8 protein-coding genes are annotated in these 22,633 nt (G+C 54.7%); 3 read left to right on the top strand and 5 right to left on the bottom strand.

Translation table 11 applies throughout. The annotated features are described in order from the left end of the window. Positions 1-7: 7 nt before the first annotated feature. Positions 8-5,251, bottom strand: a complete 5,244-nt coding sequence (locus ACR3ZL_RS25310) for an Ig-like domain-containing protein (RefSeq protein ID WP_473650326.1) — start codon at positions 5,249-5,251, stop codon at positions 8-10. Between the two features lie 448 nt (positions 5,252-5,699). On the opposite strand from ACR3ZL_RS25310, the gene ACR3ZL_RS25305 reads away from it, so the two are divergent. Both ACR3ZL_RS25305 and ACR3ZL_RS25300 read left to right on the top strand, forming a co-directional pair. Then, entirely contained in the window at positions 5,700-6,524 is an 825-nt protein-coding gene (locus tag ACR3ZL_RS25305; RefSeq protein ID WP_473650327.1) for a serine/threonine protein kinase, read from the top strand. 57 nt (positions 6,525-6,581) lie between these two features. Further along, positions 6,582-6,869 (top strand): acylphosphatase, encoded by a 288-nt coding sequence (locus tag ACR3ZL_RS25300; RefSeq protein WP_473650328.1) that lies wholly within the window; start codon positions 6,582-6,584, stop codon positions 6,867-6,869. 24 nt (positions 6,870-6,893) lie between these two features. On the opposite strand, the gene gyrA is transcribed toward ACR3ZL_RS25300, so the two are convergent. Beyond that, a complete protein-coding gene (gene gyrA / locus ACR3ZL_RS25295; protein WP_486173061.1) occupies positions 6,894-9,845 on the bottom strand; it encodes a DNA gyrase subunit A in 2,952 nt (983 codons plus the stop codon). 269 nt (positions 9,846-10,114) lie between these two features. Between gyrA and ACR3ZL_RS25290 the strand changes: the two genes are divergently transcribed. Beyond that, positions 10,115-11,992 (top strand): AAA family ATPase, encoded by a 1,878-nt coding sequence (locus ACR3ZL_RS25290; protein ID WP_486173060.1) that lies wholly within the window; start codon positions 10,115-10,117, stop codon positions 11,990-11,992. A gap of 81 nt (positions 11,993-12,073) precedes the next feature. On the opposite strand, the gene ACR3ZL_RS25285 is transcribed toward ACR3ZL_RS25290, so the two are convergent. The 3 genes from ACR3ZL_RS25285 to rpoB form a co-directional block, all read right to left on the bottom strand. Then, on the bottom strand, positions 12,074-13,228 hold the full coding sequence (locus tag ACR3ZL_RS25285) for a methyltransferase domain-containing protein (protein ID WP_473650330.1): 1,155 nt from the start codon (positions 13,226-13,228) through the stop codon (positions 12,074-12,076). 819 nt (positions 13,229-14,047) lie between these two features. Beyond that, on the bottom strand, positions 14,048-18,337 hold the full coding sequence (rpoC, locus tag ACR3ZL_RS25280; RefSeq protein ID WP_486173059.1) for a DNA-directed RNA polymerase subunit beta': 4,290 nt from the start codon (positions 18,335-18,337) through the stop codon (positions 14,048-14,050). A 230-nt stretch (positions 18,338-18,567) separates the two neighbouring features. After that, positions 18,568-22,290, bottom strand: a complete 3,723-nt coding sequence (rpoB, locus tag ACR3ZL_RS25275) for a DNA-directed RNA polymerase subunit beta (protein WP_486173058.1) — start codon at positions 22,288-22,290, stop codon at positions 18,568-18,570. Positions 22,291-22,633: the final 343 nt, after the last annotated feature.

The following is a 22,633-nucleotide window of genomic DNA, read 5'->3' as shown; positions in this document are numbered from 1 at the left end:
AGCAATGTTATTGCTGTGAAATGTCGTCAGCCAACAGGCTCAACAAGTCATCATCGTCGTCGTTACCAGCAACCGAAGAGTCAGTTGCCACGCTGACAATGGAAGCATCTTCAATTGAAGATGCACCACCAACGATCTTGGCATCCTGAGCAAGTGATTCAATCGATTGATCGAGCACAATCTCTGCGTCGCTGGAAACATTCGTTGTAGGTACGGCAGCGAGAGGTTCGCCTGACGTCACGGTCGATCGGTTGATTTGATTGATGACGCGAAGAGCATCAATCGCAGTCACGTGACCGTCGCCGTTCACATCGTGATAATACGGTTTCGCAGTTGACGTTGAAGCGGATTCGCCTTCAGCATTCAATCGAGACATCTCGTTGATAACCAACAATGCGTCGATCGCTGTGACGAGGTTGTCACCGTTTACGTCAGCGGGGATCGCATGGTTGTGAAGTGGTTCGCCAGATCCGCTGGTTCCACTGCCATTGGCGATCAGTACCGAGACGGAATCGTAGATAATGTTCTCTACCGGTACTGGGGTATCGACATTGTCTAGCAGCGTGTCTTGGAAAGGAGAGCGGTCCGCGGGTGAACCGGTGATTGTGGCTGTACCGGTTTGCGAAGCACGGAAGTATACCGTTGCCAATCGAGTCCCTGTGCTCCCCGTACCACTTTTGTTCGATCCAAACTCATCGATGATGCCCGGGAATTCGGCCGAACCAACGGCAGAAGACAACAAGAACTGGGAATCAAACTCGACGTCAAAGTCGAATACGTTGGGATCGCCGCCATTGTTAACCGCGATGGTCTCTAACAAGTTCGAATTGTAGAGAATGTCGAGGAAACCAGCGAAGACAGCGTCGTTGCTGGTGTTGCCAAAGACATCCAGATCAATTGCATCGATGCGAATTCCGAAACGTTCGCCGACTGAAACCATTGGGAAGTTGTTACCCGCCAAAACAGGGATTTCAACTCCGCTCTCATCGACAACGGTAAAGTCAAACTGAGCTAATGGGTCGGAGACCTGTCCGGTGACCACACTGACATTGGCGATCGAGCTGACGGTGCCAAAGTCGTCACTTTCAACCGTGATGCTGTAGCTGAATTCATCGTATCCAGTAAAACCGCTGGTAGGCGTGTAGAGGATCTTGTCGTCAGACGGGTCTGTCGTTCCGTTGGTGCTGAAGGCAACCGATCCATTTCCTGGTCCACTACGAATTTGGAAGTTGGTAATCGTATTAGTACCAACCTTTGCATCGTTGGCTAATACATCCAAGATGACGGTCGAGCTTCCCGCAATAGCGGTGCCACCGGCCGGGTAAGAGTCGTCCAACGCCACCGGGTAACCGGAACCCGCAGGAACGATCTCGATCGTTCGCGAATCGTAGGCGATTTCGTCGAAGTTCAGTGCCGTTGGAAGCACACCCGTATCGGGAATCAAGATGGTTTCAGCGACCGCAGCCTCGGTAGGATCGGTCTGGAACAATGCTAAGCCAGTACCCGTGGCTTGCATCGTCAATGTGAACAGTTCAGTAAATCCAGTGTGCGACGCAAGGTCGTTGGAAGTGCCGATCGTATCCAGGTTGATCGTCGACTGGGTCGCGCCAATTTCGTCATACAGACCAGGCGTGAGCGTGTTGCCTAGCGAGAACGATGGGGCAGCGAACTTGGGGCCGAATGTAATATCAAACGGGAACGCATCGGTAGGATCAGTGTCCACCGGTGTAACCAACTCGGACGTGTAGAGAAGGTCTGTATAGGCCGACTGAACACCTTGGACGAAGTCGGAGTCAGGGCTGGCGATGTCATCAACGGAGACTCGCACACGGAAGGTTTGTCCGGCTTGCAGTGTTAGCAATTCGGTGTCGTTGTTCTGGTCAAGAATTTCAATCTTGAAAGCGGCTTTGTCATTAGCCGCTGATTCCGGAGTCAGAATGACGGTAACGTTGGCGGTCGAGGTGTTTCCGACCCCATCGATCACCGTATAAGTGAACTGCTCCGAAGCGGTATTGCCGCTTGCAGGTGTGTAGCGAAGGCCGAGGTTACCAGTCGTTCGAGAGACCACTCCACCTCTGCTTCCCTGCGTAACCGACGTGATCGACAACGCACCGTTGGTCGACTGGATGTCGTTGCTAAGTACGTTGAGCGGGATGCCAGTTTCGTTACTTCCAACTTGGTAGATGTCGTCGACGGCGATGGGATTCGCTGACTGGAAGACAACGTTTACGGTCACAGTAGCGGAGTCTGTGTTACCGTTCTGGTCAGCAACAAAGTAAGTGATCGTATCCAACCCGGTAAAGTCGCCGGCGGGTGTGTACAGCAATGTCTGTTGACCGACGGCACCGGGGCCAATGCTGACCGTGCTATTCGGGTTGGAGCTGCTCGCACCCGTGATGAATAGCGGGTTGTCAGCTACGTTCAGGTCGTTTGCCAGTACATTGATTAGGAAGTTAGACGCGTTCCGTGGTACTTGGATGTTGTCGTCATCGTTGGCAAGCTCATCGGACTGGAGAATGCGAATCTGATAATCTTCGACTTCACCGGTGTCCGCAGTGCCGCCGATAGGGAGGCCCGGCGTTAAGCTGTAGCGGAATCGGGCATAAGTGTCGACGAAGCCGTTTGCTGTAACTGCAGAAGCGTTAAAGCCAGTTGGCAATGGAACGTCGATCGTTGCTGTGCCCGTGCCATAAACACCATTGGTAACAACTTGTTCGCCGAAGTCGTTGAAGTCACCATCGGCATTAAAGTCCACCCAGGCTTGTAGGTAACCAGTACTGCCGGACGTGTTGGTCAGTGATACTTCAAACTGACCCGACGAGATCAAGTTGATTGGACGAATGACAGCCACACCGTCTTCATCATCAATCGCACCAGTGGAGAAGTTGACGGCGTCGTCACCCAATGCATCGGCACTTGGCGAGCCATCGCTTTCGCTATCGATCGTGGCCCCGATTCGAACTGCTGAGCTGACGATGTGATTAGGGCCGCCAGCGCTACTCGTTGTCATGTAGCTGTCCGGGGCATCGCCGAAGTCACGCGAAGAGCGACCGCGGAAGTCGTACGAGCCAGCCAAAGGGCTACCGTTGTAGACGATGATGTGCTCGCCACTAACGGGGAAAGTCGATTCGAATCCAGGTACGGCCACTTCGCGTACGGCAAATGTTTGACCGATGCTAGAGGTTGGAATGCTTAACGAGTAGTTGCCGTTCTGGTCGGTGATATCGAAAGGCTCGAACAAGTCAGGACGGTTGTCGCCGTCGAGGTCAGCATAGATGTAGGCACCGGCAACACCACGGTCTTCAGTATCGAATACACCATTGCTGTTTGCGTCGGAGAACTTACGTCCAGTGACATCAGGAGCGATCTGGGAGAAGCCGAAATTAGCATTGACCGAAGTTGCTCCGATCGTGACCGACTGAGACCGAGTTAAGGTTCCGGCAGTCGAAAGGCTGCTCGGAGCGATGGCGTAAAGAGTGTATGTGCCCTGAGGACCGTTTAGCGAAAAGGAACCATCGGCGGCACTAAGTGTGGTCGGTTCGCCAGCATCTTGTACCCCATCGCTATCGAGGTCCAAGTAAAGGGTAACGCCAGATACACCTGAATCACCGACGAAACTTCCGTCGCCGTTGGCGTCATTGAAAATGGTGCCGGTTACGCTCCCGCCGCCACCGCCGCCAGATCGGCCGGTTGATAGCACGTGAGCAAGAGATTCACCGTTGAACAGTCGGCCGAAAGTAATATCGCCAGCGGGGTCGACTAGGTCGGTGACGAAGCGAGGGGTGATGTCATCAATGGTGCCCAAGATTCCATCAATACCCACGCCCAAACCATTTAGGTTGGTATCACCTGCACCATCGCCGAGCGATGCAGTTTGGTTGCCGCCGTTGGTGTTCAGCAGGCCAAACACATGACCTAATTCATGTGAAGTTGCTGCACCAATTTCGAGGCCGAGGACTTCAAAATCACTTAGGGCTGCGCTATGGGTGACGCCATCGGCGGCCGTGACTTCGCTATCAACCAGAACAAGAACGGTTTCACCAAGGTCGAAGTTGCCGACGTCGACAGTAGGAGAGATTCCCCCAAAACCGTCAGTGTCGGTCAGTCCAGTCAAACTGGTTGTTGAACCGAATACAACCCGGGTTACAGGAACACCGGCACTTATGAGCGAAAAGTACTCAGCTTGGTCGGTGTAGCTGTTGAGAATCGAGATCCCGTATTCACCAGGATTGAATGTACTCGCGTAGTCGCCATTATTGGTGTAGTTCCCTAAGTCAGCGAACCGTTCCAACACAGTTTCGGTGATGTGGTCGGCAACTTCGGTGTAACGGTCCGGTGTGGCTACAAGGCCAGCATCTTCTAAGGTTTGCTCGATCGGCGGAATAACAAACACGCCGCCTTGGAATACACCATCGCCACCGAGGTCGAAGTTGAATTCATCACGAGCAACAACGCCTCCGCCATAATCGAGGTAAACGATTTGCGATTGTCCCGAACCGAGGCTTTCGGTCACCGGACGGTAAGTGCGTAGGCCCAGCGTGTAGTTTGCTGTGATCGTTTGTGCTGACACGCCAATGGTGTAGACACCGTCGTAGGGAACGACCTGGGCAACGTTGACGTTACCAAGTGTTTGCAGAGGCGAGTTGATGGGGTACGCGTCGGAGATTCGAGCGGCGGTCCCGTCAGTAGAGCCGTCTTGTGAAATCCAAACTTGGCCGGCCAAAGATTGTGCTTCGAGCGGAGCCGAGCTGAGATCGGTGGGCATATAAAGCTGGAATGACGACACCGCGCCGTATCCCGCGATGTCCAAGATGTCGCCAGCTTGCAGTTCGAAGCTGTAGAAGTCTAAGTCGGTGACGAACCCGCCCGCGTTACCGGTTTCAAAGCCCACCGATCCGACCACATTTACGGTGTCGCGTTGGCCAGAAGCGTTGCCCAGTGGGACTAGCTCGGAAGTAAATCGGCTGTCGTTTTGTCCAAACTCGCCGCTGTCTTCCCGTTCGTTGTAGGTAAAAGCGGTAACCGAGCCGACGTTCCGAGGGCCATCGTATTCGTCGATGTTGCTGAACGCGCCGATCGAGTTGGCGGCGAGTAGCTGTCGGCGTTCGAGACCTTCGACAGTGAGTCGTCGGTTGGCCACGCGTTTTGAACGAGTGTTTTTCCGTCGGCGAGCACGTTTGGATGCTGGAGCTTGCACGTCCAAAGAAGGAGAGCTATCCGACGACGGTTGGGAAGACTGACGAGGATTCATCGAGGGTCTCTGGCGAGGGGGCCCCGTTGGCTCAGGCTGCCGGGGGACCAGAATAGGAAAAAGCGTTGTTAGGAAATTGGCTCGGATATGAAGTCGAAATTCAATTTCCCAATCGCGAGTCTAGTTGGGCATGGTGAACTGTCAACGAAATGACGCCATTCCGACGCCGTTGGAACCGACAAAGTTCCCCTGAAACATGCCGGAGCCCCTGCAATCGATACAACCGGGCTGAAATACGCCGTGATCTGCAAGGCTTCTTGCCGGTTTGGCGGATTATGCCGGGGGCCAAAACTGAATTTGTCCGGACTCTCTCAAATGGTCGATGACGAGCCAGTGTTCGTGACGTAGCCGGTGTTTGTGAGTCGAAAACTTCAGTTTTTGGTGATCTGTAAACGGTTCGTGATCTGAAGACTGAGTGCTTCAACCATTGCCCAGACAGGAAATTCTGATGTTCGATCGTCCGCGTGATCTAACAAACTCAATTCTAGGAATTTGGCGTTTGGGCGAACTCCTGGCCGTTGGGAACGGGACCTTTTTGTACACTGCCCAGCCCGCTGATTCGCAGGGCAACCCGCGATACGACTACGTTTTGAAGACTATCGACGCCGGGCACGAGAATCCCAACCGCGTCCGCGAGGCCGGACGACAAATTGGTCAGGCGATTCAGGCTTCTGGGGTCACTCATCCGAATCTTGTGGCGGTTCTGGATGCATCGATGTCCGATCACGCTCCCTATTTGGTGATGCCGCGATTAGATGCTCAGCCATTGAATGTGCGAATTGCGGAAATCGAACATTTCGCCGTGCCAGTCGCTCTTTGGTGGGCAAGGCAGATCGCCCAATCGCTGGAAAAACTGCATTCCGCCGGTTGGGTTCACGGCGATGTGAAGCCAGAGAACATCTTGGTCGATGCGATGGGGCATGTGACTTTGATCGACCTTGGTTTTGCGGCACGGACCCATACGCCGATGCATCAGATTTTCCGAGGCACTCCGGCGTACGCTTCACCGGAATTGACCAGTGGCGCGACCGCTGCCCTTCCTGCCATGGACACGTTCGCTCTCGGACGCATCCTGTGGGAATCGCTGACCGCGGCCAACGTATCGACCTCCGCGTCGATCGAGCCTATTGCGGAATTAATTGAACAGATGGTGTCACCAGACCCACTGGATCGTCCTGATTCGAAGCGAGTCGTCAAGCAATTGTTGAGTCTTGAAATCGAAACACTCGGTGGCCACATCGGGCCTTCCACTGCTATCCGTCGCGCGGCGTAAAGCGAAGCTTTTAGAGTATCACCGTTTGCGTGTGGGCCTCGTGTTTGAAACGAATTGATGGCGAATCAACAGCAAGTGCGACGGACTGTCTTTCGGTATCGAGGACATGTCCAAGGGGTTGGATTCCGTGTCAACGCGATTCAGCAATCGCGTGGATTGCAAGTTGTGGGCTTCGTCCGCAATGAACCCGACGGCGACGTTTTGATGGACGTCCAAGGGCCTAGCAAAGATGTCGACGAGCTAGCCAAGCGGGTTGCATCTTCGATGAGTATGAAGATCAATGAAGTGCTCGTCGACCAACGCGATCCGTTGCCAGATCGCGTTGGGTTCAAGATTCAATATTAAGTCCGGACGAACGTTTCGTGCGGCTTATTCTTCGCTGCTTTCCGGGTTGGTTTCCGGAGTGTTTTCGGAAGCATTCTCAGGAGCACTTTCGCCGTCTTCAGGCGTCGTGACTTCTGGCGTTGCGACGGCGTCTGCAGTAACGGTCTCGGCCGTTTCTTCCGACTTCTCTTCGGCTGGAACGCGTACGACAGCGATCAGGTGATCGTCTGCATCGACGTTCATGATTCGAACACCTTGCGTGTTACGGCCGATGACGTTGATGTCGGCTGCTCGGATACGTTGCAGCTTACCCTTGGCGGTCATCATGAAGAGTTCGTCTTCATCGGTGACACGGGCGATGCCAATCACCTTACCGTTCCGCTCGCTCGTACGAATGTCACGCAGACCTTTGCCGCCTCGCTTTTGAGTTCGGTAGCGTGCGGAGCTGCTGGTTGAGCTTGCCTCTTCATCGCCAGTGCTCTCGCTGGCGGTGTCATCAGTATCCGCTTCGTCGCTGGCTTCGGTAACGTTCGGTCCGAACGGAGTCCGCTTGCCGTAACCGTTCTTGCAAACGGTAAGCAGGGTCGCGTCAGGATCCGTAACAACCATCCCGGCCAAACGATCTTCGCCCATCAGCGAAATGCCCTTCACGCCAGAAGTGTTCCGGCCCATCGGACGCGAATCGGATTCACGGAATCGAATCGCCATGCCGTCAGCAGTGACCAGCAACATTTCGTCGCCAGGGCCAACGACAGCAGCATCGACAAGCTCATCGCCTTCGCGAAGTTTGATCGCAATGATGCCGCCTCGTTTAGGCCGGCTGTATTGTTCCAGAGGCGTTTTCTTGATCAATCCGCTGCGTGTTGCCATGGCAACGTAGTGGCCAGGCTGGTTGAAATCGCGAACAGCTAGGCACTGTGCGATTTGCTCACCCTCTTCCATTTGCAGCAGGTTTACGATCGCCCTGCCCTTGGCATCTCGGGCCAATTGCGGGATGTCGTATACCTTTTGCCAGCGAACCTTACCGGTTGTCGTTAAGAACAAAAGGTAAGCGTGCGTGCTGGCAACGAACAAGTGTTCGATCGGATCTTCGTCGTCACTCTTGGCACCCTTGAGGCCTTTGCCGCCTCGGCGTTGGGTGTTGTAAACGCTCGTTGGGGTACGCTTGATATAACCGCGGTGGCTGATCGAGACCACCATTGGTTCCTCGGTGATCAGGTCTTCGAGGTCGATGTTGCCGAGTTCTTCGTTGCTGATCTCGGTACGTCGTTTGTCGCCGAAGCGACGTTTCATTTCTTCCAGATCTTCCTTGATGATGTTGCTGACGCGTTGTGGGTCGCTCAGGATATCTAGGTAGTCCAGAATCTCGGTCAACAATTCGGCGTGTTCGCCGGACAGCTTTTCCTGTTCCAGGTTGACGAGTTGCCCCAACCGCATTCGCAGGATTTCGTCCGTCTGAACGCTGGTGAGCGTGTAGCTATCCGCTTCACCTCGTTCGGAGACGAATTGTTTGAAGCCGCCCTCGCCCAATGCCCGTTCTAGCATCGCCGCCGGGCAATGGATGCCCATCAAGCGTTCTTTCGCTTCGGGTTGAGTCCGGCTGGTACGAATCGTTTGAATGATCTCGTCGATGTTGGCGAGCGCGAGCAGCAAACCTTCGACGGTGTGCTTGCGACGACGGGCGCGGGCCAGCAAAAACTGGGTTCGTCGGCGAATGACGTTCGTGCGGTGACGCAAGAACTCCATCAAGATTTCTTTGAGCGTCAACTCCCGAGGTTTGCCGTCAACCAATGCCAGGAAGATCAGCGAGAACGTGTCCTGCAGCGGCGAGAACTGATAGAGCTGGTTGAGGATGACGTCGGGATCTTCACCCCGCTTCAGTTCGACAACCAAACGAACCGGTTCGTTCAGATCGCTTTCATCGCGAATGGCCGAAATGCCCTTGATCCGCTCGCCGTTTACCAGGGCAGCGATCTTTTCAACAATTCGGTCGCGATATTGTTGATAAGGGATTTCAGAGATAATGATGCGTGACCGGTTGCCTCGCATCTCTTCGATTGAGCACTTCGCGCGGACGACCATGGTGGATCGTCCGGTTTTGTAACCGCGACGAATTCCTGCCCGGCCGCAAATGATGCCTCCGGTCGGGAAGTCGGGGCCCGGAATGATCTCGCACAGTTCGTCGATTGTCGTGTCGGGATCGTCGATTAGCTTGACAATCGCATCGCAAACTTCGGACGGGTTGTGGGGTGGAATGCTGGTTGCCATCCCGACCGCAATACCACCGGAACCGTTGATAAGCAGGTTGGGGAACTTGCTAGGAAGCACGGTTGGTTCAGTACGCGCTTCGTCGTACGTCGGAACAAAGTCGACCGTGTCGAGCTTGATGTCTTCGAGCATCTGAGCCGCGGTCGCGGACAGACGAGCTTCCGTATACCGCATCGCAGCAGGCGGAAGGCCGGCGACGCTACCGAAGTTCCCCTGTTTGTCGATCAACAGGCAACGCATGTTCCATTCTTGTGCCATCCGAACCAAGGTCGGATAGATCACACTTTCCCCGTGCGGGTGATAGTTACCCGACGTGTCACCGGAAATTTTCGCGCACTTAACACGCTTGGAGCCTGGGCCAAGATTCAGGTCGTTCATTGCAACCAGAATTCGTCGCTGGGACGGCTTCAAACCGTCGCGGACGTCTGGCAAAGCACGACTGACAATCACGCTCATCGCGTAGGTCAGGTAGCTTTCACGCAATTCGTCTTCGATGGGCAAATCGACCATTCGAAGAGCACCGTAGCCGCCCGATGATCCGCCAACGGGGATATTGCTGCGGCCATTGCCCTCGTCGTCGGAGCCAGCCGCTCCGGCGGTGGTATTATTAGGCGGGTTGTTGCCGTCGCCATTGTCCCCGCCACCAGCGTTGTTCTCTGGGGGGGAATTGCCTTGGTTGACGTCTTCGAGTTCGTCGCCGTCGTTGGTATTTTCGCCGTCGTCAGCCAAGTGTCTTCTCGTGCCAAATGCGATAATGAAAGAGCGTCAAACGCGGAGGGTTTTACCCCGTTCGCGAACCCGCTAGTTTACCGGAGAGGGTGTTTTTTCACAACGCCCCGCCGTGGAGGTCTGATTGACGCAAAGTCTTGACTTTCAAATACTTAGGTTCTAATCAAGATCGGCCGTCGAACTCTTCCTGCGCCGCCGTTGTCGAGGTCCGGTCTGGCGAGGGCTCGGTCGCCCTTTTGCCCCGAATTCACCTTCTGCCGAGTCTGCTCATGTCTGGTCGCGACGACGATGCGGTTTTACGTTCTATCCGCTTGTTCCGAGAAGCTCTTTCACAAACCCAAGAGCTGTTCGTGGAAGCAGGGCAAATCGCCGAGGGCAGTTACGGCTGGCTAGCCGGCGACGATGCGGATCCTGACGCGAGCATGGCTTCCCAGATGAACGATCTGCACCAGGGCTTCGTGATGAAGGTGTTTGCCGAGACGTTGCCTGACCCCAGTGCACAAACCATGCAGCATCGCCAATTGGGGCGGATTCTGTTGGAGCATATCTGGGGAACGCCTGTCATGGGGTCCCAGCTTCACGAAGCGATCGATTGGTTGATCGGTACAGCGAAGGATCTTTCTTGGTATGACGTGACCCGTCCGTTTCTGGAGCTGCCTTCGTTGCGAGACCGTTGGGGAGAGGTGGAAACGATGGCGACCCGACTGGCGACGCTGATTGCCGTAGTCGATGGTGGCGAGGATGCGAAGGATCGAGCACGCATTGAGACGATTCAAAAGGAGCTAGACCAAGCCAAAGCCCAATCGCACGCGACGACATCCATGGTTGGGGAAGTGGATCGATTTAGCTCGAATGATGGGCGGGGTTCGGAATCACCGGTCGTCGATCATCAAGCGGATATCGACCATGCTCGAGATGCAATCGCCTGGTTGCGAGGCGAAGCGAAGCGGTTGCGTGAAGGCACCGATACTCAACCCGGGATTGGGAAAGACGCCGCCAACAAGCCAACCCCGATGACGGTCGGTGGCAATCCGAAACCGCCGGCGGAATCCGCTGCAAAGTCCACTTCTGAAGTCGATAAGCCGGTCGATGAACGCACGCCTGAAGAGCGATTGGCCGACGCACGAGCGAAGCTCGATCGGCTGATTGGGTTGGAAGCGATCAAGAATCAAATTCAGACGCTTTCCAATTTCTTGAAAATGGAAAAGCATCGCGAGGCGGCCGGATTACCAACCACCAGTCCCAGTCTGCACATGGCGTTTGTTGGAAACCCCGGCACGGGCAAAACCACCGTGGCGCGGATTGTTGCCGATATCTATGGTGCACTGGGCGTGTTGACGAAGGGGCATTTGGTGGAGACCGACCGCAGTGGTCTGGTTGCCGAATACGCAGGCCAGACCGGTCCGAAAACAAACGCCAAGATCGATGAGGCACTCGACGGCGTTTTGTTTATCGATGAAGCCTACACGCTGGTGGACGAAAGCGGCCAAGATCAATACGGCCGCGAAGCCGTGCAAACCTTGCTGAAACGAATGGAGGATCAACGTGATCGACTGGTGGTGATCCTGGCGGGGTATCCGAAGGAGATGACCAAGATGATTCGCAGTAACCCCGGACTGAGCTCGCGTGTGGGCACGACGATGCACTTCGACGATTACGATGCGGAAGCTCTTTGTCGCATCTTTGAATTGATTGCAGCGAAGGCCAAATATGAACTACCGCCGGCCAGTCGCAAGCGATTGTTAAGAGGTTTCACCCATTTGTATTTCAATCGAGATCGCCATTTCGGAAATGGGCGAACATCTCGAAACTCTTTCGAACGAAGCGTCCGCCGGTTGGCTAATCGAATCTCTACCGCTCCGGAAGTCACGCGTGAATTACTGGTGACGATGCAGCCCGAAGATATTGAATTACCTGATCTTACCGACAAGCAGTTGGCGGCGCTGGCTGAACCCGAGGGCATGGTCCGCGTAATCTGTCAGCATTGTGACACCCCGCAGGTTATTGATGACACGAAGCTGGGCATCGAGATCAAGTGCGGGGAGTGCAAAGAGATGTTCGTTCCAGCGTGGGGCAGCCCAGTCATTGATCTGAATGTGCCTGATACCGATACCGAGGACGATGTCGAGTCACCCTTAGAGGCCTAGTTCGTTTGCTCGTCCGCGGCTGCTTGCTATCAGCAGCCGCATGCTAATCACGGCTGGCTCTAAAGCGGACTCGAAGCGGAACTAGCAGTCGCCGCCACCGCAACAGCCGCCGCCATTGACCGGTAGTGTCATAGGGCGAGCCACGGGAAAGCCATCGCGAGAGCCGTCGGAAACGATTTCAGGGGTAGCCTGATAGGTCGCGAACTGATCGGCGATCGCTTCCCGCTGGGCAGCTTGTGCCAACGCATCGCCGCAGGTTTCGCCGCGTGTGTACATGCGACCTTCATCGTCGACAACGTGTTTGAATGGACCGCGGTACACGCTTTGAATGGATGCCGCCGGGGTCTGCATGAATTGCTCCGTTTGCTCGGCTAGTTCTTCACCATCGGTGGCGAGGGCGGGCCGGTATGCAATCACGGTTGCCGACCGGAACGCGATGCCGTCGACGGTTTTCCACGGTTCGGATTGAAGTTGGTCGAGACGGACGTCGACGAAGCCAGCTTGTTCAAAAGCCTCAAGAAAAGCAGACCGCTCAAAGGCTCCGGAGATGCATCCGCTCCAAAGTTCAGGATCAGCTTGCATTTCGAACGGGACCGGTTCGTCGGCAACAATGTCACTGATCACGGCGCGGCCGCCCGGACGCAGCACACGGAAGAGTTCGTCAAAGAGCAGTTCTTTCTCTTCATCATCAACCAAGTTCAAAACGCAGTTGCTGACGACCACGTCGATCGACTCGTCAGCAATCATTGGCCGTTCTTTCCGCAACGAATCTAGAAACTGTTCGAGTTGTCGCAGGCTAAGTTCGTCAGTGACCGGATGGTCCGTTAGGTAGCGTTCAACTTCATCCCGATCGACAGCTAGATCTTGGATTTTCCCTTTGCGGAACGTCACATTGTCATAGCCGATCGCAGACGCGACCGCGGGTTGGGATTTCCGGGCCAGACCGAGCATCTCGTCGTTTAAGTCGACCCCGATGACTTTGCCATTGGCGCCTACGATTTGCGCGGCGATGAAGCAGATCTTCCCGCCACCACTGCCAAGATCAAGCACGGTTTCGCCTTCACGAACCTGCCTAGATGGATCGCCACAACCGTAGTCACGCTCGATCACTTCGGGTGGAATCACTTCCAGAAATTGGGTGTCGTACGAAATTGGGCAACACAACGCCGCCTCTCGCTCGTTCGCAGCGTCGGAATATCGATCGCGAACGATCTTTTCGGTGTCAATTGACGGCATCACGAGGTTCCGCTGGGGATGACGCACGCATCTAAGATTCCAAGCAAGAAATCTGACGCTCGCATAAGAAGGGCAATTCAAGGATTGCCAAAAAAATGGCGTTTCGTGAAGGGCTGCACAAGGGGCACAAGACAACCCTCCACGAAAACACCGATCAAACGAGCAACGTCACGGGGCATGCGACGTAGACGCTCGCTTGATTGCGCATTTTGGTCCCGATATTGAATCGGAATGGTGTACGAATGACAAGACTAATTTCAGCTAAGAAGCGATGGGCTTCTTGTGGGACAATTGAGGGGGTGAGGAATAGCACTAGACAGGTAAAGGTATCTACTTGATCTCAGCGGATTACCGCAATGGTGAAGTCAAATTGATGAATTTCGAACCTGAGCATGCTTTCCAACGCCCATTACTTCTTTGAGACTTTCTGAAGAATACACAAGATAGCGAATCCGCCGCTTGATTGGAATGGACTAGGGGACAACCGTCTAGTTGGGTGCGATTTTTTAAACTCCCAACTGATGCAAATTCAATCCCAATAATTGAAGGCTGCCGAGCAGGGAATGTACCCGGGTGAATTGATCAGGGGAGAAAAAAGGCTATTTAGACTGGAAACCTGTGCTGTAGACCGTCTTTTTGGCCGCCTATTTCGTAGCATCCGAAGCTTAGATTATGCCAGCATGACCTCAGGTCAAGAGTTGTCTTTAAGGTGACAAGTCTTGGCGAAGCTGGTGTCCCGAAGACGAGTCGGGCAACAAAAAAAACGCCACGTCCTAAAACGTGGCGTTTTCTGTTTGCTGTCGTATTCGAGCCGGGTGGTTAGTTGTTGTCACCTGACGAAGCTGCGGCATCGGCGGTTTCGCCGTCACCACCGAGCAGTGGGAAGGACTCTTCCAAAGCGGTAACCGGAGCGGCCGCCAGTTCTTCGAGAGCTTCGCGGCGGTAGTTGACTTCCGATTCTTGGAAGATTCGGAAACCGGTACCCGCTGGGATTAAGTGACCCAGGATAACGTTCTCTTTCAGGCCAACCAGCTTGTCGACCTTGCCAGCCAAAGCGGCTTCGGTCAGCACCTTGGTGGTTTCTTGGAACGACGCCGCACTGATGAACGAGTTCGACTGAACCGCTGCCTTGGTAATCCCTAGCAACTGGGTTGAAGCCGTCGCACTCTTGCAACGTTTGCCCTTGGCAATGTTTCCGCCCATTGCTTCGACTTCCGCATTGGTTTGTTCCAATGCTTCCTTCGGAACGATGGTGCCTTCGGTGTAATCGGTATCGCCGGGATCGGCAATCTTCAAGCAACCACGCATCTCTTGGTTGGCTTTGCGGAAGTGGAACCGGTCCATCACGCTGCCTGGCAATAGGTTCGTGTCACCAGCCGTTTCGACTTTCACCTTACGAAGCATACGAGCGATGATGATTTCGCCGTGCTTGTCGTTGATTTCCACACGCTGGCTACGATAGACCTGTTGGATTTCATGAAGCAGGTATTGTTGAACAGCTTCTTCTCCGGTCACACGGAGAATGTCGTGAGGCACAAGTGCTCCGTCGACCAAAGCTTGACCCGCTTTGACGATGTCGCCGGTGTGGACCAAGAAGTGCTTACCGTGAGGAACAAGGTGTTCACGTTCGATGCCTGATTCGCTGCGAACGATAATGGTTCGCTTACCGCGTTTACGTTCGCTAAGGATTTCCACTTCGCCATCGACTTCGGCGATAACGGCTGGATCCTTTGGCTTACGAGCTTCGAAAATCTCGGTAACCCGTGGCAGACCACCGGTGATGTCCGAAACACCACCCGTTTCACGAGGCATTTCAGCAAGCACAGCACCGGGGGTGATTTGCTCACCTTCCTTGACCGAGATGGTCGCTCGTTCAGGCAGGTATTGGGCGTGCAGTGGACGGCCTTCGGCATCTTCGATCACCAATTGCGGGTGAAGGTCACCCTTGTGATCGACGATGGTCATCCGGGTGTTACCCGATGCTTCGCGGTCTAGACGCATGGTTTCGCCTTCGACCACGTCTTCGAATCGGATCTTACCGGTGACTTCCGAGAGGATTGGAATCGAGTACGGGTTCCATTCGCAAAGCACTTGGCCGGCGGTGACCTTGTCGCCTTCTTTGACCATCAGGGCCGAACCGGTTGGGATATCGTATGACTCGATTTCCCGACCGCGTTCGTCGACCAACATGACTTGGCCGTTACGTGTCAGTACGACGTCGTGGCCTTCGGTGTTGGTCACGGCCTTCATGCGAGTGAAGCGAACTTCCCCGTCACGACCGGACTTGATGTCGGACTCTTCGACTTGCTTGGATACCGAACCACCGATGTGGAAGGTACGCATCGTCAACTGAGTACCGGGCTCACCGATCGATTGAGCAGCGATGATACCAACGGCCATGCCTTCTTCGACCATCGAGCCGGTTGCCATGTCCATTCCGTAACAGCAACGGCAAACACCCAAAGGTGCGTCGCAGGCCATCGGAGTTCGAACTTGGATTTTTTCCAGACCCATTTGCTCGATGTTTCGAGCGATTTCTGGGGTGATCATTTCCGAAGCACCCACGATCAATTCGTCAGTGATTGGGTTAACGATCGACTTCAAGCTGACACGACCATTGATCGAATCGGCGAGCGAAACTTCGACCTTTTCACCACGGTACACAACACCCTTGGTGATGCCTTGGGTGGTGCCGCAGTCATGCATGGTGACAACCACGTTTTGAGCAACGTCGGCAAGCTTACGAGTCAGGTAACCCGAGTCAGCCGTCTTCAACGCCGTATCGGCCAGACCCTTACGAGCACCGTGTGTTGAACTGAAGTATTCAAGTACAGACAGGCCTTCACGGAAGTTAGCCTTAATAGGCGTTTCGATGATTTCACCAGTTGGCTTGGCCATCAAACCACGCATACCGGCGAGTTGACGAATTTGCTCAATACCACCACGAGCACCGGAGTGGGACATCAAGAACACGGGGTTGATGTACCAGCCGCCTTCGCGGATGTCATTTTCCATCGCCTTCATCATGTCCGACGTGATCTCTTCACGGGCATGAGTCCAAGCGTCAAGAACCTGGTTGTACCGTTCCTTGCCGGTCATCAAACCGCGGTCATAAGCCTTCTTGTGCTTCATGACCGTCTTTTCGGCGTCCTTGATGAACTTCAGCTTGGTGTCTGGCGTGACCAAGTCGTCCGTCGCAAACGACAGACCGCTGCAAGTGGACTCGCGGAAGCCCATTTGCATCATGTCGTCGAGCAGGTGAATCGTTGGGCGACGACCGAGACGTTGGTAGCAATCGCTAATGGTCTTGGCGAGGTCACCCGACCGCATGGCGCGGTTGTAGTAATCCATCCCGTCGGGAAGCATGTCGTTGAACCGGACACGCCCAGGGGTGGTGTCGATCGTCGCGCCATAAACACCCGATTCGTCATCGGTTTTCAGTTTTTGGAACTTCGGCAGTCGAAGTTTGATCTTGGTGTGCAAGGCGACAATGCCTTGAGCCAACGCATAATCCACCTCTTCGTAACCACTGAAGGTCATGCCCTCGCCCTTTTGATCGGGCATGACGACCGTCATGTAGTAGCAACCCATGACGATGTCCTGGGAAGGACTCATGATCGGCTTACCGTTCGATGGCGCGAAGACGTTGTTGGTCGACAACATCAACGTGTGGGCTTCCACTTGTGCTTCGATGGAAAGCGGCAAGTGGACGGCCATTTGGTCACCGTCGAAGTCAGCGTTGAAGCCCTTGCAAACCAGTGGGTGCAAGTGAATCGCGTTGCCTTCCACCAAGGTCGGTTCAAACGCTTGAATGCCCATGCGGTGAAGCGTTGGAGCACGGTTGAGCATGACCGGGTGATTGGTGATGACCTGTTCGAGGATATCCCAGACTTCTTCGTCTTTTCGCTCGAGCATCTTCTTCGCGGACTTGATCGTGTCGGCGTGGCCGAGTTCTTTCAAGCGGCGAATGATGAACGGTTGGTAGAGTTCCAACGCGATCTTTTTGGGAAGACCACACTGATGAATCTTCAAACGTGGACCAACCACGATCACCGAACGAGCGGAGTAATCGACTCGCTTGCCGAGCAGGTTTTCGCGGAAACGACCCTGCTTACCCTTGATCATGTCCGTCAACGACTTCAATGGTCGGTTGGACGAGCCAAGAACAGGACGCTTGCAGCGGTTGTTGTCAAACAGCGCGTCGACGGATTGTTGCAGCATTCGCTTTTCGTTGCGAATGATGACTTCCGGCGCGTTCAGGTCGACAAGTTTGCGCAACCGGTTGTTCCGGTTGATGATTCGGCGGTACAGGTCATTCAAGTCCGACGTCGCGAAGTTGCCCGAGTCAAGCAACACGAGCGGACGCAAATCCGGAGGAATGACGGGGATCACGTCGAGCACCATCCACTCAGGACGGTTGTCACTGTCGCGGATCGACTCAACGATCTTCAATCGGTTGATCAGATCCTTCTTCTTTTGCTTCGATCCGGTTTCTTCCAGGTCGACACGAAGTTGCTCGGACAATGGCACGAGATCCAGGCGATTGAGCAGCTTGCGAACTGCTTCGGCACCCATGTCGGCTTCGAACGTACCGGGGCCGTATTGTTGACGTGCGGCGCGGTACTCTTCTTCGGTCAACAGTTGCAGCGATTCTAGATCCGTTTCGCCTGGATCGATGACCACGTAATCTTGGAAGTAGATCACTTTTTCAAGCGAGCTCGTCTTCATGGCAAGCAAGTTGCCCAGACGCGAAGGCATCGCTTTGAAGAACCAAATGTGAACAACCGGTGCGGCCAATTCAATGTGGCCCATTCGTTTACGACGAACGCGGCTGTGGGTGACCTTCACTCCACAACGGTCACAGATCATGCCCTTGTACTTCATGCCGCGGTACTTGCCGCAGGCACATTCCCAGTCTTTTTCTGGGCCGAAGATACGTTCGCAGAACAGACCGTCTTTTTCGGGACGGTAGGTACGGTAGTTGATCGTTTCTGGCTTTTTAACTTCGCCGAACGACCAGCTTTTGATGTCTTGAGGTCGTGCGAGTGAGATGCGTACCGATGCGTAATCGTTGATGCGATCGTAGTTGCTGGTTTCGCCAATTGACATGGGAGAAAGCCTTTAGCTGGTAGCTATTAGCTCGTGGCCTTGGGGCACCTGTGGTCGAGGTGTGGGAACCAAAGCGTTGAGCGTGATTGAGTTGAAAGGTTTCGAGCGACTGAACGCCGCAGTACGTCGGGCATGGCCCGACGATCAATTGTTTGGGGAGCGGTAAGTCCGCTCGAGCCAGCGAAGCGATTGGGGAGTACCCAATCGCGGTTGGCTCAGTCGTAAAGCGACTAGATCGGCCGTTTCTCGAGTTGCATGTTCAGTGCAAGACCGCGGATCTCGTTGGTAAGAACGTCGAAGCTGGCAGGTGTACCGGCTTCGAGTGTGTTCTCGCCCTTGACCATCGACTCGTAAATCTTGGTACGTCCTTCGACGTCGTCCGACTTCACTGTCAATAGTTCTTGCAAGATGTACGCAGCACCGTATGCCTCGAGTGCCCACACTTCCATTTCCCCGAAGCGTTGGCCGCCGAAGCGAGCCTTTCCGCCCAGAGGCTGTTGGGTGATCAGCGAGTAAGGACCTGTGCTTCGAGCGTGGACCTTGTCGTCGACCAAGTGGTGGAGCTTAAGCATGTAGATGTAACCGACCGTGGTTTCCTGGCCCATTGGCTCGCCCGTTCGACCATCGGTCAAGCGGATCTTACCGTGAGCAGGCAAGCCCGCTTCAGCCAAGCAATCGTTGATTTCGCTTTCGCTTGCACCGTCGAAAATTGGGGTAATCGCTTGGAAGCCAAGTTTCGCGCCAGCCCAACCGAGGTGGGTTTCCAAAATCTGTCCCACGTTCATCCGCGATGGAACGCCCAGTGGGTTCAGCATGATTTGGATCGGCGTGCCATCGGGAAGGAAAGGCATGTCTTCGATCGGAAGGATCTTCGCGATCACACCCTTGTTTCCGTGACGGCCGGCCATCTTGTCACCGACGCTGATCGTTCGTTTGGTCGCGATGTAGATCTTGACCATTTGCAGAACGCCCGAGCGAAGTTCGTCACCACGCTTCATTGAGTTCAGTTTGCGGTCACGTTCGTCGATGGCGACTTCAACGTTTGGCCATTGCGACTTGTAAACCTTTTCGACTTCGGCCTTCTTCTCTTCGTTTGGAACCTGTTCAAGCACCAAGTCGAAACGGAACGCCGTTGCTCGCTCAGCAACGAATTTCGGATCCTGGCCGTCCGCCAAAGGCGTGCCGGTCGGGTCTTTCAATTTCACGCCAGCGGCTTCTTCGAGGTCGCGAACAAGCGATTCGAAAGTGCTGGCGATTTCTGCGTTGCCTTCCGTTTCGTGTTGTTTCAGTTCGCGTTCGAATTCCTTCCGCTCGTCTTCGCCCAGGCTCATTCGGCGGCTGAATTTGTGCGTGTCGATGACGATCCCTTCGATGCCCGATGGCACTTCCAACGAATCGTTCTTCACGTCTTCACCCGCACGGCCGAAGATGGCGTGCAGAAGTTTTTCTTCCGGAGTCAGTTCGGTCTTGCTCTTAGGCGAAACCTTGCCGACCAGGATGTCGCCCGGTTTGACGTAAGTACCGGTTTGGACGATGCCTGTTTCGTCGAGGTTGCGAAGTGCTTTTTCCGAAACATTAGGAATGTCGCGGGTGAACTCTTCGCGGCCCAGCTTGGTTTCGCGGATTTCGACGTCGAAGTCTTCGATGTGGATCGACGTGTATGTGTCGTTCCGCACCAACTCTTCGCTGATGATGATCGCGTCTTCGTAGTTGAACCCGTCGAATGACATAAAGCCAACCAACACGTTACGTCCCAGTGCCAATTCGCCCAAGCGAGTCGCAGCACCGTCAGCGATGATTTGACCCTTTTCGACCTTGTCACCGATCGATACCAAAGGCTTTTGGTTTTGGCAGGTGCGTTCGTTGAGGCCTTGGTATTTCTTCAAAGCGTAGTGATCGCTGCCGACTTCGATGCGAGTCGCATCGGCGTAGGTCACCTTGCCGGAGCGACGGGCGCGAACGACCATCGAGCTGTTCTTGGCGACTTCGCGTTCCATGCCGGTACCGACGATCGGTGGTTCGGCAACCAACAGCGGCACAGCTTGTCGCTGCATGTTCGAGCCCATCAACGCGCGGTTCGCATCATCGTGCTCGAGGAACGGAATCAAACCAGCCGAGACACCAACCATTTGGGCCGGAGCCACGTCCATGTAGGACACTTGCTCGGGCAGCACGATTTCGAAGTCACTGCGGAATCGGGCAATCAAGTTGGGGCCAGGAACCAAGGCACCGTCTTTGACTTCCGTGTCAGCAGGAGCGACGTAAGATTCGCCTTCCTCGTCGGCACGTAACCAAACGGTTTGATCACTGATCTTGCCGTCGACCACCTTGCGGAACGGGGTGATTAGGAATCCATAGTCATCCACACCGGCGTAAATCGCCAGCGAGCTGATCAAGCCAATGTTCGTACCTTCAGGGGTCTCAATCGGGCAAATACGACCGTAGTGAGAAATGTGAACGTCGCGAACTTCGAAGCCCGCACGTTTCCGGTTCAGGCCACCTGGGCCCAGTGCGGAAAGGCGTCGTTCGTGAGCCAGTTGAGACAACGGGTTTGTCTGGTCAACGACCTGAGATAGTTCGCCACGACCGAAGAAGTAATCAATCGCCGCCGAGACGCTCTTCGGGTTGATGAGCGAACGAGGGGTCATGTCTTGAGCATCTTTGACGCTCATTCGTTCTTGGACCGTTCGGCGAAGCTTCAAGAAGCCCTTGCGAAGTTCTTCGCTGGCCAATTCGTCGATCGTACGCAAACGGCGGTTGCCGAGGTGGTCGATGTCGTCGATTTCGGCATCGCTATCGGCGTCGAACAAGTCGATCAGGTACCGAATCGCCGAGATCATGTCGTCGGGACGCAGGCACATTTCGGTTTCAGGCACTTCCAAACCGAGTTTACGGTTCAAACGGAAGCGGCCAACCTTGCCAAGACGATAGCGGTTGTCGTCGTAGAACTTTTCTTGGAACAGCGTGCGTGCTTTTTCCAGTTGCGGCGGGTTACCCGGACGCAATCGCTGGTAGATACGCAGCAATGCTTCTTCGTGGCTGGCCGTGGTGTCTTCGGCAAGCGTATGGAAGATCAGTGGAACCTTAGGCAGGTCCATTGCTTCCACGCTGGTGACGCCGGCGCCACAGATCGTTTCAGCCAATTCGGTGCTGATCTTGTGGCCGGGTTCAACGATGATTTCGCCGGCTCGTTCGTGGCCGCTTGGGTAAACGACATCGTCGACGCAGATCTTGTTTTCAAGCTTGGCAGCATCTTCGCCACCGTTGACCTTGATGGTCTTGGTTTCGTAGAACGCTTCCAGCAATTCCGCATCGGTGCTGTACTTCGGATCCATCGCACGAAGCAGCATGGTGGCGGGGAACTTGCCGCTTTGGTCAATTCGGACCGTCAGCGAGTCCTTCTTCGTCACGTTGACTTCGATCCACGATCCACGTTCTGGGATCACGCGGCACGAAGGCAATTTGCGATCGGTGGTCGTGTCTTGTTCAAGCACGAAGTCGACACCAGGTGAACGGTGAAGTTGGCTAACGACAACCCGCTCGGCACCATTGATGACGAATTCGCCACCGCCCAGCATGATTGGCAAGTCGCCAAGATAGACTTCCTCTTCGATTGGCTCTTCGCGGTTCAGACGCAGCCAGATTCGCAGTGGGCGACCAAAGGTCAGGCGAAGTTGACGGCATTCCTGCACGGTGTACCGGGGTTTGCCCAGTTCGTAGTGCAGGTATTCCAGCGTCGTGTTCCCGTCGTAGCTGCTGATAGGAAAGATTTCCTTCAACACGGACTCCAGGCCCTCAGGCTTGCGTTCCAGCGGGTTCTCGCCTTCCTGCAAAAAGGCGGAGTAGGAAGCGGTTTGAAGTGCTGTCAGATCAGGCAATTCGAACTGGCCAAGGCCGGTTCCGAACTTGCGGATGCTGGTAGGCTCAAGTCGACGCTGGGTCGTAGTTGCCATCGAAGTGGTAGCTCCTTCGCGGGGAAGAACAAACTCATCTCTGCCCTGGGTCGAGAACTGCCACTATTCGATGCGGCCAGATCCGTCCAACGCCGGAGCGATGAGATGACTAAATTGGGTTCATCTATCGAGCCAGGACGCCGCCGCAATCGCTGCCAAGTTACACCTACGTCGCACGCTTATCGACGACTTAAGTCGATGCGGTAGCGAAACGAATTCATCCTGGAACAAAATATCAGGCTGCTCGCGGAGGGGACAATTCCACGAAAAGCTCGCATCCCAGGAAGAAAATGGCAGTTTTGGAGGTGGCAGGGAGACGCGTTGAGGGGAGACCGGGCCGATA

The sequence above is a fragment of the Rhodopirellula sp. J20-39 genome (assembly GCF_057365095.1).
This window is presented reverse-complemented; position numbering and strand designations above follow the sequence as displayed.

Excerpts from the sequence above, each read along its gene's own strand:
- ACR3ZL_RS25290 (WP_486173060.1), top strand. The coding sequence starts at position 10,115 with ATGTCTGGTCGCGACGACGATGCGGTTTTACGTTCTATCCGCTTGTTC.
- ACR3ZL_RS25305 (WP_473650327.1), top strand. The coding sequence starts at position 5,700 with ATGTTCGATCGTCCGCGTGATCTAACAAACTCAATTCTAGGAATTTGG.
- ACR3ZL_RS25285 (WP_473650330.1), bottom strand. The coding sequence starts at position 13,228 with ATGCCGTCAATTGACACCGAAAAGATCGTTCGCGATCGATATTCCGAC.
- rpoB (WP_486173058.1), bottom strand. The coding sequence starts at position 22,290 with ATGGCAACTACGACCCAGCGTCGACTTGAGCCTACCAGCATCCGCAAG.
- ACR3ZL_RS25310 (WP_473650326.1), bottom strand. The coding sequence starts at position 5,251 with ATGAATCCTCGTCAGTCTTCCCAACCGTCGTCGGATAGCTCTCCTTCT.
- ACR3ZL_RS25300 (WP_473650328.1), top strand. The coding sequence starts at position 6,582 with ATGGCGAATCAACAGCAAGTGCGACGGACTGTCTTTCGGTATCGAGGA.
- rpoC (WP_486173059.1), bottom strand. The coding sequence starts at position 18,337 with ATGTCAATTGGCGAAACCAGCAACTACGATCGCATCAACGATTACGCA.